Raw genomic sequence first — 15,800 nt, forward strand, 5'->3', positions numbered from 1 at the left:
GGGGCCTTACAGACATGGGACTCGAAGAAAAGCTGCCGAGCGGATTCCTGCTGACGACCGTCGAGCAGGCCGCGGGCTGGGTGCGCAAGGCGTCCGTCTTCCCGGCCACTTTCGGCCTCGCCTGCTGCGCGATCGAGATGATGACCACCGGCGCCGGCCGCTACGACCTGGCGCGCTTCGGCATGGAGGTGTTCCGCGGTTCGCCCCGCCAGGCGGACCTGATGATCGTGGCCGGCCGGGTCAGCCAGAAGATGGCGCCGGTCCTCCGGCAGGTCTACGACCAGATGCCCAACCCCAAGTGGGTGATCTCCATGGGTGTCTGCGCCTCCTCGGGCGGCATGTTCAACAACTACGCGATCGTCCAGGGCGTCGACCACGTCGTCCCCGTCGACATCTACCTTCCCGGCTGCCCGCCCCGCCCCGAGATGCTGATGGACGCGATCCTCAAGCTCCACCAGAAGATCCAGTCCAGCAAGCTCGGCGTGAACGCCGAGGAGGCGGCCCGCGAGGCGGAGGAGGCCGCGCTCAAGGCCCTGCCCACGATCGAGATGAAGGGGCTGCTGCGGTGAGCGACGTGAACGGCACCGGCGGTGCGAAGGGGCTGAACGGGTCCGCGAACGGGGTCAACCCGGAGAAGGACCTCTCCGCCCAGAACCTGCCCGGCCGGCGCGGCGAGGGCGGCGAGGAGATCCGCGTCCAGCGCGGCATGTTCGGCGCCAACAACGGTGGTGACACCTCCGGTTACGGCGGCCTGGTCCGCTCGGTCCGCCTCCCGGGACCGGCCACCCGGCCCTACGGCGGCTGGTTCGACGAGGTCGCCGACGAGCTCGAGGGCGCGCTGGAGGAACAGGGGCTCCTGCCCGACAACGCCATCGAGAAGACGGTCGTCGACCGCGGCGAGCTCACCTTCCACATCGAGCGCGAGCACCTGCTGCGCGTCGCCCGCACCCTGCGCGACGACCCCGCCCTGCGCTTCGAACTGTGCACGGGGGTCAGCGGCGTCCACTACCCGTACGACAAGGGCCGCGAGCTGCACGCCGTCTACCACCTGCGCTCGATCACCCACAACCGGCTGATCCGTCTCGAGGTCAGCGCCCCCGACAGCGACCCGCACATCCCGTCGCTGGTCTCGGTCTATCCGACGAACGACTGGCACGAGCGCGAGACGTACGACTTCTTCGGGATCGTCTTCGACGGCCATCCCGCGCTCACCCGGATCATGATGCCGGACGACTGGCAGGGCCACCCGCAGCGCAAGGACTACCCCCTCGGCGGCATCCCCGTCGAGTACAAGGGCGCACAGATCCCGGCTCCGGACCAGCGGAGGTCGTACTCATGAGCACGCACACCCCCTCTTCCGCGGCGGCCCGCGAGACCACGGAAGGCACCGTCTACACGGTCACCGGTGGCGACTGGGACGAGGTCGTCCAGTCCGCGGCCCGCGCCGACGACGAGCGCATCGTCGTCAACATGGGCCCCCAGCACCCGTCCACCCACGGAGTGCTGCGCCTGATCCTGGAGATCGAGGGCGAGACCGTCACCGAGGCCCGCTGCGGCATCGGCTATCTGCACACCGGCATCGAGAAGAACCTCGAGTACCGCACGTGGACGCAGGGCACCACCTTCGTCACGCGCATGGACTACCTGACGTCGTTCTACAACGAGACCGCCTACTGCCTCGCCGTCGAGAAACTCCTCGGCATCGAGGACCAGGTCCCCGACCGGGCCACGATCATCCGGGTGCTCCTGATGGAGCTGAACCGCCTCTCCTCGCACCTGGTGTGCATCGCCACCGGCGGCATGGAGCTCGGCGCCACCACGATCATGATCTACGGGTTCCGCGACCGGGAGATGATCCTCGACATCTACGAGCTGGTCACGGGCCTGCGGATGAACCACGCGTACATCCGGCCCGGCGGACTCGCCCAGGACCTGCCGCCCGGCGCGGTGGACCAGATCCGCGAGTTCGTGAAGAAGATGAAGAAGAACCTCCCGGAGTACGACAAGCTCGCCACCGGGAACCCCATCTTCAAGGCCCGCATGCAGGACGTCGGCTACCTCGACCTGGCCGGCTGCATGGCCCTCGGCGCCACCGGCCCGATCCTGCGCGCCACCGGTCTGCCGCACGACCTGCGCAAGGCCCAGCCGTACTGCGGCTACGAGACGTACGACTTCGACGTCCCGACCGCCGACACCTGCGACGCCTACGGCCGCTTCCTGATCCGCCTGGAGGAGATGCGCCAGTCGCTCAGGATCGTCGAGCAGTGCCTGGACCGGCTGCAGCCCGGCCCGGTCATGGTCGCCGACAAGAAGATCGCCTGGCCCGCCCAGCTCGCCCTGGGGCCGGACGGACTGGGCAACTCCCTCGACCACATCAAGAAGATCATGGGCACCTCGATGGAGGCCCTGATCCACCACTTCAAGCTGGTCACCGAGGGCTTCCGCGTCCCGCCGGGACAGGCGTACGCGGCGGTCGAGTCGCCCAAGGGCGAGCTCGGCGTGCACGCCGTGTCCGACGGCGGCACCCGTCCCTTCCGGGTCCACTTCCGCGACCCGTCCTTCACCAACCTGCAGGCCATGGCGGCGATGTGCGAGGGCGGCCAGGTCGCCGACGTCATCGTCGCCGTCGCGTCCATCGACCCCGTGATGGGAGGCGTCGACCGGTGACCACCTCTTCTTCCGAGGGCGTCAGCCTGGGCATGCCCCAGCTGCCCGCGCCCGACTACCCGGACGACGTCCGCACCCGTCTGGAGGCCGACGCGCGCGAGATCATCGCCCGCTACCCCGACTCCCGGTCCGCCCTCCTGCCGCTGCTGCACCTGGTGCAGGCGGAGGAGGGGCACGTCACGCGCACCGGGATGCAGTTCTGCGCGGACGTACTCGACCTGACCACGGCCGAGGTCACCGCGGTCGCCACCTTCTACACCATGTACCGGCGCAAGCCGTCCGGCGACTACCAGGTGGGCGTCTGCACCAACACCCTGTGCGCGGTGATGGGCGGCGACGCGATCTTCGAATCGCTCCAGGAGCACCTGGGCGTCGGCAACGGTGAGACCACCGACGACGGCAAGATCACCCTGGAGCACATCGAGTGCAACGCGGCCTGCGACTACGCGCCGGTCGTGATGGTCAACTGGGAGTTCTTCGACAACCAGACCCCGGCCAGCGTCAGGCGCATCGTCGACGACCTCCGGGCGGGACGGCCGGTGTCGCCGACCCGCGGCGCGCCGCTGTGCACCTTCAAGGAGACCGCCCGGATCCTGGCCGGCTTCCCCGACGAGCGGGAGGGGGCCACCGAGGCCGGCGGCAGCGCGGGACCCGCCTCGCTGGTGGGCCTCCGCCTGGCCAGGGGAGAGACCGCACCCGCGCGCGTGGTCCACCCGCGCACCCAGGAGGCCGGGGACCAGCAGCCCTCCGGCCACCGCGCCGAGGAGGGGGAGTGATGACCTTGTCCACTCGATACGGGGGCACCTCCCAGCCGGAGGCCGGGGGAGAGCCCAGTCCGGAGAAGCTGCTCGCACCCGTGCTGTCGGCCTTCTGGGACGAGGACAGGTCCTGGACGCTGGACGTCTACCGAAGGCACGAAGGATACGAGGGACTTCGCAAGGCACTCGCCATGTCGCCGGACGACGTGATCGCGTACGTCAAGGAGTCCGGCCTGCGCGGGCGCGGCGGCGCGGGGTTCCCGACCGGGATGAAGTGGCAGTTCATTCCCCAGGGTGATGGAAAGCCGCACTATCTGGTTGTCAACGCCGACGAATCGGAGCCGGGCACCTGCAAGGACATCCCGCTCCTCTTCGCGAACCCGCACAGCCTCATCGAGGGCATGGTGATCGCTTGTTACGCCATCAGGTCGTCGCACGCCTTCATCTATCTGCGTGGTGAAGTCGTCCCCGTGCTGCGGCGGTTGCACTCGGCCGTGCTCGAGGCCTACGCGGCGGGCTACCTCGGCAGGAACATCCTGGGCAGCGGCGTCGACCTCGACATCACCGTGCACGCGGGCGCGGGCGCGTACATCTGCGGTGAGGAAACAGCGCTGCTGGACTCGCTCGAAGGCCGCCGGGGTCAACCGCGGCTCCGTCCTCCCTTCCCTGCTGTCGCGGGCCTCTACGCGTGCCCGACTGTGGTGAACAACGTCGAGTCGATCGCGTCGGTTCCCGCCATCCTGAAAAACGGCAAGGAATGGTTCAGGTCGATGGGCAGCGAGAAGTCTCCCGGCTTCACGCTCTACTCGCTCAGCGGTCACGTCGCGAGCCCCGGCCAGTACGAGGCCCCGCTCGGCATCACGCTGCGCCAGCTCCTCGACATGAGCGGCGGCATGCGCCCCGGGCACCGGCTGAAGTTCTGGACCCCGGGCGGCTCCTCGACGCCGATGTTCACCGACAAGCACCTCGACGTCCCCCTCGACTACGAGGGTGTCGGCGCGGCCGGTTCCATGCTCGGCACCAAGGCCCTCCAGTGCTTCGACGAGACGACGTGCGTGGTGCGGGCGGTGACCCGCTGGACCGAGTTCTACGCCCACGAGTCCTGCGGCAAGTGCACGCCCTGCCGTGAAGGGACGTACTGGCTCGTGCAGTTGCTGCGGGACATCGAGGCGGGCAAGGGCGTCATGGCCGACCTCGACAAGCTGAACGACATCGCCGACAACATCAACGGCAAGTCCTTCTGCGCCCTCGGCGACGGTGCGGCCTCGCCGATCTTCTCCTCCCTGAAGTACTTCCGCGAGGAGTACGAGGAGCACATCACGGGCCGCGGCTGCCCCTTCGACCCGGCCAAGTCGACGGCCTGGGCGGACCAGCACACGGAGGTGCTCGCATGACCGTGACCACCAACGCCCCCTCCTCGGGCGGCGAGGCGGCACTCCCGCCGGAAGATCTCGTGACGCTGACGATCGACGGCATCGAGATCAGCGTGCCCAAGGGCACCCTGGTCATCCGGGCCGCCGAGCAGCTCGGCATCGAGATCCCCCGGTTCTGCGACCATCCCCTGCTCGCCCCGGTCGGTGCCTGCCGCCAGTGCATCGTCGAGGTCGAGGGCCAGCGCAAGCCGATGGCGTCCTGCACCATCACCTGCACGGACGGCATGGTGGTCAAGACCCAGCTGACCTCGCCGGTCGCGGAGAAGGCCCAGAAGGGTGTGATGGAGCTGCTGCTCATCAACCACCCGCTGGACTGCCCGGTCTGCGACAAGGGCGGCGAGTGCCCGCTGCAGAACCAGGCCATGTCGCACGGCAACGCCGAGTCCCGCTTCGAAGGGAAGAAGCGGACATTCGAGAAGCCCGTGCCGATCTCCACGCAGGTGCTGCTGGACCGCGAGCGGTGCGTGCTGTGTGCGCGCTGCACCCGGTTCTCCAACCAGGTGGCCGGCGACCCGATGATCGAGCTGCTCGAGCGGGGCGCGCTTCAGCAGGTCGGTACCGGAGAAGGCGACCCGTTCGAGTCGTACTTCTCCGGCAACACCATCCAGATCTGCCCGGTCGGCGCGCTGACCTCGGCGGCCTACCGGTTCCGCTCCCGCCCCTTCGACCTGGTGTCGTCGCCGTCGGTGTGCGAGCACTGCGCGGGCGGCTGCGCCACCCGCACCGACCACCGCCGCGGCAAGGTCATGCGGCGGCTCGCCGCCAACGACCCCGAGGTCAACGAGGAGTGGATCTGCGACAAGGGCAGGTTCGCCTTCCGGTACGCGCAGCAGAAGGACCGGCTGACGACGCCGCTGGTGCGCAACCCCGAGGGCGAGCTCGTCCCGGCGTCCTGGCCGGAGGCGCTGGAGATCGCCGCCCAGGGCCTGCTCGCCTCGCGCGGCCGGACCGGCGTCCTCACCGGCGGCCGGCTCACCGTCGAGGACGCCTACGCGTACAGCAAGTTCGCGCGCGTGGCGCTCGACACCAACGACATCGACTTCCGCGCGCGCGTGCACAGCGGTGAGGAGGCCGACTTCCTCGCCGCCCGGGTCGCCGGACGCGGACGGGACGTCGACGGTACGGGGGTCACGTACACCTCCCTGGAGAAGGCCCCCGCCGTCCTGCTCGTCGGCTTCGAGTCCGAGGAGGAGGCGCCCGGGGTCTTCCTGAGGCTGCGCAAGGCCTGGCGCCGGCACGGGCAGAAGGTGTTCGCGCTGGCCACCCACGCCACCCGGGGCCTGCACAAGGCGGGCGGCACACTGCTGCCGGCCGCGCCGGGCACCGAGACCGAGTGGCTGGACGCGCTGGCCAGCGGCGTCGGCCTGGAGGGCGACGGCGCACAGGCCGCGCAGGCGTTGCGCGCCGAGGGCGCCGTGATCGTCGTCGGGGAGCGGCTGGCCTCGGTGGCGGGCGGACTCACCGCCGCCGTACGGGCCGCGTCCGCGACCGGCGCCCAGCTGGTGTGGATGCCGCGCCGCGCGGGCGAGCGCGGTGCGATCGAGGCGGGCGCGATGCCGTCGCTGCTGCCGGGCGGCCGCCCGGCGACCGACCCGCGCGCGCGGGAGGAGGTCGCCGCCGTGTGGGGCGTCGCCGAACTCCCGCACCGCTACGGCCGTGACACCGGCCAGATCGTCCAGGCCGCGGCCGACGGCCAGCTGCAGGCGCTGGTCGTCGCCGGTGTGGAGGTGGCGGACCTGCCCGACCCGGCACGCGCGCGTGCCGCCCTGACGGAGGTCGGCTTCCTGGTGTCGCTGGAACTGCGGCCCAGTGAGGTCACCGAGCACGCGGACGTGGTCCTGCCGGTGGCGGCCGTCGCGGAGAAGTCCGGCAGCTTCCTCAACTGGGAGGGCCGGGTGCGCTTCTTCGAGGCCGCGCTCAAGCCCGACCAGATGACCCGCCGCCTGGCCCCCAGCGACCTGCGTGTGCTGCAGATGCTGGCCGACGCCATGGACGTCCATCTGGGGCTCCCGGACCTGCGGACCGCGCACGCCGAGCTGGACCGGCTCGGCGCCTGGACCGGGCCGCGCGCCACCGATCCGCTGGAGAGCGCGGGCGTGCTGCCCAGGCCGGCCGCCGGGGAGGCCGTGCTCGCCGGGCACCGGCTGCTGCTCGACCACGGCGTCCTCCAGGAGGGCGACGAGGCGCTCGCCGGTACCCGGCACGCGGCCCGTGCGCGCGTGTCGTCCGCCACGGCCGCCGAGGCGGGCGTGGCCGACGGCGAACCGATCGCCGTGACCGGCCCCTCCGGCACGGTCGAACTCCCGCTGGAGATCACCGAGATGCCCGACCGGGTGGTGTGGCTCCCGCTGAACTCCGTCGGCGGGGGCGTCGCCTCCGACACCGGGGCCCTGCCCGGCTCCCTCGTCCGCATCGGCCCGGCGACCCGCGCGACCGAGGCCCCCAAGGAGGTGGAGGCATGAGCCCGTACCTCGCCGCAGAGAACCTCTCGATGTTCGGCACCGACCCCTGGTGGCTGGTCGTCGTCAAGGCGGTGTTCTGCTTCGCGTTCCTGATGGTGACCGTGCTGTTCTCCATCGTCTGGGAACGCAAGGTCGTCGCCTGGATGCAGCTGCGCATCGGCCCGAACCGGCACGGGCCCTGGGGACTGCTCCAGTCGCTCGCCGACGGCATCAAGCTGATGCTCAAGGAGGACGTCGTCGTCAAGCGGGCGGACAAGGTGGTCTACGTCCTCGCGCCGATCGTCGCGGCCATCCCGGCCTTCATGGCGATCGCGGTGATCCCCTTCGGCCCGGCGGACAACGAGGTCTCGATCTTCGGTCACCGCACGGCCATGCAGCTGACCGACCTGCCGATCGCGGTGCTCTACCTCCTCGCGGTCGCCTCGGTCGGCATCTACGGCATCGTGCTGGCGGGCTGGAGCTCCGGATCGACGTATCCACTGCTCGGTGGCCTGCGCTCGTGTGCGCAGATGATCTCCTACGAGATCGCCATGGGCGCCGCGTTCGCCTCGGTGTTCCTGTACTCGGGATCGATGTCGACCTCGACGATCGTCGCGCAGCAGCACGACCGGTGGTACATCCTGCTGCTGCCGGTCTCCTTCATCCTCTACATCGTCACCATGGTCGGCGAGACCAATCGCGCCCCCTTCGACATGCCGGAGTCCGAGGGCGACCTGGTGGGCGGGTTCAACACCGAGTACTCGTCGATCAAGTTCGCGATGTTCATGCTCGCCGAGTACGTGAACATGGTGACGGTCTCGGCCGTGTCGACCACGCTCTTCCTCGGCGGCTGGCGGGCACCCTGGCCGATCAGCACCTTCTGGGCCGGCGCCAACCACGGCTGGTGGCCGCTGCTCTGGTTCGTGATCAAGGTGCAGTTGCTGCTGTTCTTCTTCATCTGGCTGCGCGGCACCCTCCCCCGGGTCCGCTACGACCAGCTGATGAAGCTCGGCTGGAAGGTTCTGATCCCGGTCTCGGTGACCTGGCTGATGCTCGTCGCGGCCGTGCGGACCCTCAGGAACGAGAACTACGACTTCGCCGACATCGCCCTGTACGTCGGCGGCGCCGTCCTGGCCCTGCTGGTGCTGTCCTTCGTCGCCGACATGTTCCGCGAGAAGGCGAAGGCGGCCGAGCAGCCGGCGGCCGAGCCGGCCGGGTTCGACCCGATGGCCGGCGGGTTCCCCGTGCCGCCGCTGCCGGGTCAGGAGTTGCCGGCGGTGCCGCGGCGCCGCCCCCGCCGCGAGGGCGAGTTGATTGTCAGTGGCGGATCGGACACTGACAGTGACGGATCTCTGGATGGAAAGGAGGCGTCCGATGGCTGAGGAGCCCAAGGAGACCAAACCCGGTTTCATGAACCCCGTGGCCGGCTTCGGCGTGACCTTCAAGGCCATGTTCAAGAAGCGGCTGACCGAGCAGTACCCGGAGCAGAAGAAGACCACGGCTCCGCGCTTCCACGGACGGCACCAGCTCAACCGCCATCCGGACGGCCTGGAGAAGTGCGTCGGCTGCGAGCTGTGCGCCTGGGCCTGCCCCGCCGACGCCATCTACGTGGAGGGCGCCGACAACACCGACGAGGAGCGCTACTCGCCGGGCGAGCGGTACGGCCGCGTCTACCAGATCAACTACGCCCGCTGCATCCTGTGCGGCCTGTGCATCGAGGCGTGCCCCACGCGCGCGCTGACGATGACCAACGAGTTCGAACTGGCCGACTCCAGCCGCGCGAATCTCATCTACACCAAGGAGCAGCTGCTCGCCGGCCTCGAGGACGGCATGGTCGACACGCCGCACGCCATCTACCCGGGCACCGATGAACAGGACTACTACCGGGGCCTGGTGACGGAGGCCGCGCCCGGCACGGAGCGCCAGGTCGCCGTCTCCAGGGGCGAGGTCCCGCAGGAGGCCGCGGCCACCTTCGGAGAGGACGAGCCGGCCTCGGAGAAGGTGATCGGCCGATGACCGCACAGCTCGCCGCCTACACCACCTCCACCGGTGAGGCCTTCCAGTTCTGGGTCCTCGGCACCGTCGCGGTGATCGGGGCACTGTGCACGGTGTTCATGAAGAAGGCCGTGCACAGCGCGCTGTGCCTGGCCGGCACCATGATCATCCTGGCGGTGTTCTACCTCGCCAACGGCGCCTACTTCCTCGGCATCGTGCAGATCGTCGTCTACACCGGCGCGATCATGATGCTGTTCCTGTTCGTGGTGATGCTCGTCGGTGTGACCGCGGCGGACTCCCTGAAGGAGACCATCAAGGGCCAGCGCTGGCTGGCCCTGTTGTGTGGCCTCGGCTTCGGCGTCCTGCTCTTCGCGGGCATCGCCAACGCCTCCCTGAAGGACTTCGCCGGCACCGGCAAGGCGAACGCGAACGGCAACGTGGAGGGCCTGGCGTCCCTCATCTTCACCAAGTACGTGTTCGCCTTCGAACTGACCGGCGCCCTGCTCATCACGGCCACCGTCGGCGCCATGGTCCTCACCCACCGGGAGCGCGTCGAGCGTGCCAGGACCCAGCGCGAGCTGTCCGAGCAGCGCGTGCGCGAGGGGAAGTACGTACCGCCGCTGCCGGCGCCCGGCGTCTACGCCCGGCACAACGCGGTGGACATCGCGGGTCTGCTGCCCGACGGCACCCCGTCCGAGCTCACGGTCAGCAAGACCCTGCGCGAGCGCGGTCAGATCCGTGACGTCTCCGCCGAGGCGCTGAACGACCTCAAGGCCCTGGAGCAGCGCGCCGAGGAACGCCTGGAGCGCGCCGAGATCCAGCCGTCGGCCTTCAAGCGGACCGAGGAGGCGTCGAAGTGAATCCCGTCAACTACCTCTATCTCGCCGCCCTGTTGTTCACGATCGGCGCCACCGGCGTCCTCATCCGGCGCAACGCCATCGTGATCTTCATGTGCATCGAGCTGATGCTGAACGCCTGCAACCTCGCGTTCGTCGCCTTCTCCCGGATGCACGGCAGTCTCGACGGCCAGATCATCGCCTTCTTCACGATGGTCGTCGCCGCAGCGGAGGTCGTGGTCGGACTCGCGATCATCGTGTCGCTGTTCCGTTCCCGCCACTCGGCCTCGGTCGACGACGCCAGCCTGATGAAGCTGTAAGGGGTCGGAAGAATCGTGGACAACCTGATTGCGCTGCTGATCGCGGCGCCACTGCTCGGAGCGGCCGTCCTCCTGGTCGGCGGCCGGCGGCTCGACGCCGTCGGCCACTGGCTGGGCACCTTGCTCGCGGCCGTCTCCTTCGTGATCGGCCTGGTCCTCTTCGCCGACCTGCTCGGCAAGGGCGCCGACGACCGGACCATGGTCCAGCACCTGTTCAGCTGGATCCCGGTGGCCGGCTTCCAGGCCGACGTCACCTTCCGGCTCGACCAGCTGTCGATGACGTTCGTGCTGCTGATCACCGGCGTCGGCTCACTGATCCACCTGTACTCGGTCGGGTACATGGAGCACGACGAGCGGCGCCGCCGCTTCTTCGGCTATCTGAACCTGTTCCTCGCGGCGATGCTGCTGCTCGTCCTCGCCGACAACTACCTGCTGCTGTACGTCGGCTGGGAGGGCGTCGGTCTCGCCTCCTACCTGCTGATCGGCTTCTGGCAGCACAAGCCCAGCGCGGCCACCGCGGCGAAGAAGGCCTTCCTGGTCAACCGCGTCGGCGACATGGGTCTGTCGATCGCGATCATGCTGATGTTCACGACGTTCGGGACCTTCGCCTTCGGCCCGGTGCTCAGCCATGCGGGGGACACCGGCGAGGGCAGGCTCACCGCGATCGGCCTGATGCTGTTGCTCGCCGCGTGCGGCAAGTCCGCCCAGGTGCCGCTGCAGTCCTGGCTCGGGGACGCGATGGAGGGCCCGACCCCGGTCTCCGCGCTCATCCACGCCGCCACGATGGTGACCGCGGGCGTCTACCTCATCGTCCGCTCCGGCGCGATCTTCAACGCGGCGCCCGACGCGCAGCTCGCCGTCACCGTGGTGGGCGCGGTCACGCTGCTCTTCGGTGCGATCGTCGGTTGTGCGAAGGACGACATCAAGAAGGCGCTCGCCGGCTCGACCATGTCCCAGATCGGCTACATGGTGCTGGCCGCGGGTCTCGGTCCCATCGGCTACGTCTTCGCGATCATGCACCTGGTGACGCACGGCTTCTTCAAGGCCGGACTGTTCCTCGGCGCCGGTTCCGTCATGCACGGCATGAACGACGAGGTCGACATGCGCAGGTACGGCGGCCTCAGGAAGTACATGCCGGTCACGTTCATCACCTTCGGCCTCGGCTACCTCGCCATCATCGGCTTCCCGGGCCTGTCCGGCTTCTTCTCCAAGGACAAGATCATCGAGGCCGCCTTCGCCAAGGGCGGCACCGAGGGCTGGATCCTCGGCGGCGCCGCCCTGCTGGGCGCGGCCATCACGGCGTACTACATGACGCGGGTGATGCTGATGACGTTCTTCGGCGAGGAGCGCTGGCGCCACCGGCCCACCGCCTCCCCGGCGGAGCCCGACGTGGAGCCGGCGGCCGAGGAGCACGGGGCGCACGCGGAGCCGCACCCGCACGAGTCGCCGAAGGTCATGACGATCCCCATGATCGTGCTGGCCGTCGGGTCGGTCTTCGGCGGCGCGTTCTTCAGCATCGGCGACCGCTTCCTGCACTGGCTGGAGCCGGTCACCGGGCACAGTGAGGGCAACTCGCCGGTCAGCGCCCTGACGGTCACCGGAGCGACCATGGTGTGCCTGGTCGTCGGCGTCGCGATCGCCTACGCCCAGTACGGCCGCAAGCCCGTTCCGGCCGTCGCCCCGCGCGGCTCGCTGCTCACCCGGGCGGCCCGGCGCGACCTGCTCCAGGACGACTTCAACCACGTCGTCCTGGTCCGCGGCGGTGAGCACCTCACCCGCTCCCTGGTGTACGTCGACCACACCCTGGTCGACGGCGTCGTCAACGGCACGGCGGCCTCGATGGGCGGCCTGTCCGGACGGATGCGCCGGCTGCAGAACGGCTTCGCGCGTTCCTACGCGGTCTCGATGTTCGGCGGTGCGGCGCTCCTGGTCGCCGCGACCCTGCTGATGAGGGCGGTCTGATACCGATGTCCTTTCCTCTGCTGACAGCGACGGCGGTGCTTCCGGCCCTCGGGGCGGTGGCCACGGCCGCCGTGCCGGCCGCCCGGCGCACCGCCGCCAAGTGGCTGGCGCTCATCGCCTCACTCGCCACGCTCGCCCTGGCCATCGCCGTCGTGGTGCGGTTCGACCCGGGCGGCGCCCGTTACCAGCTCACCGAGTCCCACGCGTGGATCTCGGCCTTCGGGGTGCGCTACGAGCTCGGTGTGGACGGCATCGGCGTGGCGCTGGTCGCGCTGACCGCCCTGCTGATCCCGTTCGTGATCCTCGCGGGCTGGAACGACGCCGACCCGCTGGAGACCGGCAGCCGCCGCTGGCGGCCGACGCAGGGCTTCTTCGCCCTGATCCTGGCCGTCGAGGCGATGGTGATCATCTCCTTCGAGGCCACGGACGTCTTCCTCTTCTACATCTTCTTCGAAGCCATGCTGATCCCGCTGTACTTCCTCATCGGCGGCTTCGGGGACCGTGCCCACGAGCACGGCGAGGAGACGGCGTCGACGCAGCGGTCGTACGCGGCGGTGAAGTTCCTCCTCTACAACCTGGCCGGCGGTCTGATCATGCTGGCCGCGGTGATCGGCCTGTACGTGGTCGCGGGGAACTTCTCGCTCACCGAGATCGCGCAGGCCCGCGCGAACGGCTCCCTGCACATGGCCACCAGCACCGAACGCTGGCTGTTCCTCGGCTTCTTCTTCGCCTTCGCGGTGAAGGCCCCGCTGTGGCCGCTGCACACCTGGCTGCCCAACGCCATGGGCGAGGCCACTGCCCCGGTCGCCGTCCTCATCACGGCGGTCGTGGACAAGGTGGGCACCTTCGCGATGCTCCGCTTCTGCCTCCAGCTGTTCCCGGAGGCCAGCAAGTGGGCCACGCCCGTCATCCTCGTCCTGGCCCTGATCAGCATCCTCTACGGGGCGCTGCTCGCGGTGGGTCAGCGGGACATCAAGCGCCTGATCGCGTACGCGTCGATCTCGCACTTCGGCTTCATCATCATGGGCATCTTCGCGATGACCAGCCAGGGCCAGTCCGGCGCGACGCTCTACATGGTCAACCACGGCCTGTCGACGGCCGCGCTCCTGCTGATCGCCGGGTTCCTGATCTCCCGGCGCGGCTCGCGGCTCATCGCCGACTACGGCGGCGTGCAGAAGGTGGCGCCGGTGCTCGCCGGCACCTTCCTGATCGGCGGCCTGGCGACGCTCTCGCTGCCCGGACTGGCCCCCTTCGTCAGTGAGTTCCTGGTCCTGGTCGGCACGTTCACGCGGCACCCGGCGATCGGCATCATCGCCACCCTCGGCATCGTGCTCGCCGCCCTGTACACCCTCGTCCTCTACCAGCGGACGATGACCGGTCCGGTGAAGCCGGAGGTCTCGGCGATGCCCGACCTGCGGGTGCGCGAGCTGGTGGTGGTGGCCCCGCTGATCGTGCTGTTGATCTTCCTCGGGGTCTATCCGAAGCCGGTCGCGGACATCGTCAACCCGGCGGTGAAGCAGACCATGTCCGACGTACACCAGACCGACCCCAAGCCCGCGGTGGAGGCGGCCAAGTGAGTGCAACAGCCGTCCACAGCCTGTGGACAACGGCAGCCGACCCGATCTCGAAGATCCCGGCGCCGAAGATCGAATACGGGCAGTTGTCGCCCACCCTGATCGTCGTGGGCGCGGCGGTCGTCGGGGTGCTCATCGAGGCGTTCATCCCGCGCAGGTCCCGTTACTACGCTCAGGTGTTCGTGTCCGTCGTCGCGCTCGCGGCCGCGTTCGCCGCGGTCGTCGCGCTCGCGGCGGACGGCTACGGCACCACCAAGGCGCACATCGCGGCGATGGGCGCCATCGCGGTCGACGGCCCCTCGCTCTTCCTGCAGGGGACGATCCTGCTGGCCGCCCTGGTCGGCCTGTTCACCTTCGCCGAGCGGCGCCTGGACCCACAGGCGCACGGCAACCGCGTCGACTCCTTCGCCGCGCAGGCCTCGGCCGTGCCGGGCAGCGACAGTGAGCAGGCCGCGGTGAAGGCCGGTTTCACCACCACCGAGGTCTTCCCGCTGCTGCTCTTCGCGGTCGCCGGCATGCTGGTGTTCCCCTCGGCCAACGACCTGCTGATGCTGTTCGTGGCACTGGAGGTCTTCTCCCTGCCGCTGTACCTGCTGTGCGCGCTGGCCCGCCGCAAGCGGCTGATGTCGCAGGAGGCCGCGGTCAAGTACTTCCTGCTCGGCGCGTTCGCCTCGGCCTTCACCCTGTTCGGCATCGCGCTGCTGTACGGGTACGCGGGCTCCGTGTCGTACGCCAGGATCGCGCAGGTCGTCGAGGGCAACGTGGCCAACGTCGACCCGGCGCTGGCCAACACCATGGGCAACGACGCACTGCTGCTGATCGGCGCCGCGATGATCGTGATGGGCCTGCTGTTCAAGGTGGGCGCTGTCCCGTTCCACATGTGGACACCGGACGTCTACCAGGGCGCCCCGACCCCGGTCACCGGGTTCATGGCGGCGGCGACCAAGGTGGCGGCCTTCGGCGCGCTGCTCAGGCTGCTGTACGTCGTGCTGCCGGGCATGCGGTGGGACTGGCGGCCGGTCATGTGGGGCGTGGCGATCCTCACCATGCTGGGCGGTGCGATCGTCGCGATCACGCAGACCGACATCAAGCGACTGCTGGCGTACTCGTCGATCGCCCACGCGGGATTCATCCTCGCGGGTGTCATCGCCACCTCGAAGGACGGCGTCTCCTCCGTGCTGTTCTACCTGGCCGCGTACTCCTTCGTGACGATCGGCGCGTTCGCGGTGGTGACGCTGGTGCGCGACGCGGGCGGCGAGGCGACGCACCTGTCGAAGTGGGCCGGTCTCGGCCGGCGCTCGCCGCTGGTGGCGGCCGTGTTCGCGGTGTTCCTGCTGGCCTTCGCAGGCATCCCGCTGACCTCCGGGTTCGCCGGGAAGTTCGCCGTGTTCAAGGCGGCGGCTCAGGGCGGCGCGGTGCCGCTGGTCGTGATCGGTGTGATCTCGTCCGCGATCGCCGCCTTCTTCTACATCCGGGTGATCGTGCTGATGTTCTTCAGCGAGCCGCGGCCCGAGGGCCCGACGGTGGCCGTGCCGTCGCCGCTGACGACGACCGCGATCGCCGTGGGTGTGGTGGTCACGGTGGTCCTGGGCGTGGCCCCGCAGTACTTCCTGGACCTGGCGAACCAGGCGGGGGTGTTCGTGCGCTGAGGCGCCCCTTCTCCAACGGCCGGCTGCCCGGCACCTCCGTCAGCGGGGTGCCGGGCAGCGGTGTGAGGCGGGCGCGGGTCCACAGGCCGCCGACCCGGGCAGCGGCCTGTGGACAACTCCGGCGTTGTCCGCGCCGCCCCCTATCGTGGAGGGAGTGGTCGAGGG

The 15,800-nt window shown here is 69.6% G+C and carries 13 protein-coding genes; all 13 read left to right on the plus strand.

All coding sequences use genetic code 11. The features are described 5' to 3' along the window. Positions 1–14: 14 nt before the first annotated feature. From ACWDUZ_RS13240 to nuoN, 13 genes are read left to right on the plus strand one after another with little or no spacing between them, the layout of a single operon-like run. Complete coding sequence (locus ACWDUZ_RS13240; RefSeq protein ID WP_030174336.1) at positions 15–569, plus strand: NuoB/complex I 20 kDa subunit family protein; 555 nt, start codon at positions 15–17, stop codon at positions 567–569. Beyond that, complete coding sequence (locus ACWDUZ_RS13245; protein ID WP_451631923.1) at positions 566–1,339, plus strand: NADH-quinone oxidoreductase subunit C; 774 nt, start codon at positions 566–568, stop codon at positions 1,337–1,339. Before ACWDUZ_RS13240 ends, ACWDUZ_RS13245 begins: the two co-directional genes overlap by 4 nt. Beyond that, a complete protein-coding gene (locus tag ACWDUZ_RS13250; protein ID WP_451631924.1) occupies positions 1,336–2,667 on the plus strand; it encodes an NADH-quinone oxidoreductase subunit D in 1,332 nt (443 codons plus the stop codon). The genes ACWDUZ_RS13245 and ACWDUZ_RS13250 overlap by 4 nt, the downstream gene beginning before the upstream one ends. Further along, positions 2,664–3,443: an NADH-quinone oxidoreductase subunit NuoE gene (gene nuoE, locus ACWDUZ_RS13255; RefSeq protein WP_451631925.1), complete on the plus strand. Its 780-nt coding sequence runs from the start codon at positions 2,664–2,666 to the stop codon at positions 3,441–3,443. Before ACWDUZ_RS13250 ends, nuoE begins: the two co-directional genes overlap by 4 nt. After that, positions 3,443–4,819, plus strand: coding sequence for an NADH-quinone oxidoreductase subunit NuoF (nuoF, locus tag ACWDUZ_RS13260; protein WP_451631926.1), 1,377 nt, complete (start codon positions 3,443–3,445; stop codon positions 4,817–4,819). Before nuoE ends, nuoF begins: the two co-directional genes overlap by 1 nt. Continuing rightward, on the plus strand, positions 4,816–7,320 hold the full coding sequence (locus ACWDUZ_RS13265) for an NADH-quinone oxidoreductase subunit G (RefSeq protein WP_451631927.1): 2,505 nt from the start codon (positions 4,816–4,818) through the stop codon (positions 7,318–7,320). The genes nuoF and ACWDUZ_RS13265 overlap by 4 nt, the downstream gene beginning before the upstream one ends. Next, complete coding sequence (gene nuoH, locus ACWDUZ_RS13270; RefSeq protein ID WP_451631928.1) at positions 7,317–8,681, plus strand: NADH-quinone oxidoreductase subunit NuoH; 1,365 nt, start codon at positions 7,317–7,319, stop codon at positions 8,679–8,681. Before ACWDUZ_RS13265 ends, nuoH begins: the two co-directional genes overlap by 4 nt. Then, the gene (gene nuoI, locus ACWDUZ_RS13275; protein WP_451631929.1) at positions 8,674–9,315 is read left to right on the plus strand and encodes an NADH-quinone oxidoreductase subunit NuoI; all 642 of its coding nucleotides are present in this window, start codon (positions 8,674–8,676) and stop codon (positions 9,313–9,315) included. The genes nuoH and nuoI overlap by 8 nt, the downstream gene beginning before the upstream one ends. Then, on the plus strand, positions 9,312–10,154 hold the full coding sequence (locus tag ACWDUZ_RS13280) for an NADH-quinone oxidoreductase subunit J (RefSeq protein WP_451631930.1): 843 nt from the start codon (positions 9,312–9,314) through the stop codon (positions 10,152–10,154). Before nuoI ends, ACWDUZ_RS13280 begins: the two co-directional genes overlap by 4 nt. Further along, a complete protein-coding gene (gene nuoK, locus ACWDUZ_RS13285; RefSeq protein WP_451631931.1) occupies positions 10,151–10,450 on the plus strand; it encodes an NADH-quinone oxidoreductase subunit NuoK in 300 nt (99 codons plus the stop codon). The genes ACWDUZ_RS13280 and nuoK overlap by 4 nt, the downstream gene beginning before the upstream one ends. A gap of 15 nt (positions 10,451–10,465) precedes the next feature. Further along, complete coding sequence (gene nuoL, locus ACWDUZ_RS13290; protein ID WP_451631932.1) at positions 10,466–12,412, plus strand: NADH-quinone oxidoreductase subunit L; 1,947 nt, start codon at positions 10,466–10,468, stop codon at positions 12,410–12,412. A 5-nt stretch (positions 12,413–12,417) separates the two neighbouring features. Beyond that, a complete protein-coding gene (locus ACWDUZ_RS13295) occupies positions 12,418–13,989 on the plus strand; it encodes an NADH-quinone oxidoreductase subunit M (RefSeq protein WP_451631933.1) in 1,572 nt (523 codons plus the stop codon). Next, on the plus strand, positions 13,986–15,635 hold the full coding sequence (gene nuoN, locus ACWDUZ_RS13300) for an NADH-quinone oxidoreductase subunit NuoN (RefSeq protein ID WP_451631934.1): 1,650 nt from the start codon (positions 13,986–13,988) through the stop codon (positions 15,633–15,635). Before ACWDUZ_RS13295 ends, nuoN begins: the two co-directional genes overlap by 4 nt. The last annotated feature ends 165 nt before the right edge of the window (positions 15,636–15,800 follow it).

The organism is Streptomyces sp. NPDC003393, from assembly GCF_053589015.1.

What these genes read in the sequence shown, in the direction of transcription:
- ACWDUZ_RS13240 (WP_030174336.1), top strand. Translation starts at nt 15, where the DNA reads ATGGGACTCGAAGAAAAGCTGCCGAGCGGATTCCTGCTGACGACCGTC.
- ACWDUZ_RS13250 (WP_451631924.1), top strand. Translation starts at nt 1,336, where the DNA reads ATGAGCACGCACACCCCCTCTTCCGCGGCGGCCCGCGAGACCACGGAA.
- nuoF (WP_451631926.1), top strand. Translation starts at nt 3,443, where the DNA reads ATGACCTTGTCCACTCGATACGGGGGCACCTCCCAGCCGGAGGCCGGG.
- ACWDUZ_RS13265 (WP_451631927.1), top strand. Translation starts at nt 4,816, where the DNA reads ATGACCGTGACCACCAACGCCCCCTCCTCGGGCGGCGAGGCGGCACTC.
- nuoH (WP_451631928.1), top strand. Translation starts at nt 7,317, where the DNA reads ATGAGCCCGTACCTCGCCGCAGAGAACCTCTCGATGTTCGGCACCGAC.
- nuoI (WP_451631929.1), top strand. Translation starts at nt 8,674, where the DNA reads ATGGCTGAGGAGCCCAAGGAGACCAAACCCGGTTTCATGAACCCCGTG.
- ACWDUZ_RS13280 (WP_451631930.1), top strand. Translation starts at nt 9,312, where the DNA reads ATGACCGCACAGCTCGCCGCCTACACCACCTCCACCGGTGAGGCCTTC.
- ACWDUZ_RS13295 (WP_451631933.1), top strand. Translation starts at nt 12,418, where the DNA reads ATGTCCTTTCCTCTGCTGACAGCGACGGCGGTGCTTCCGGCCCTCGGG.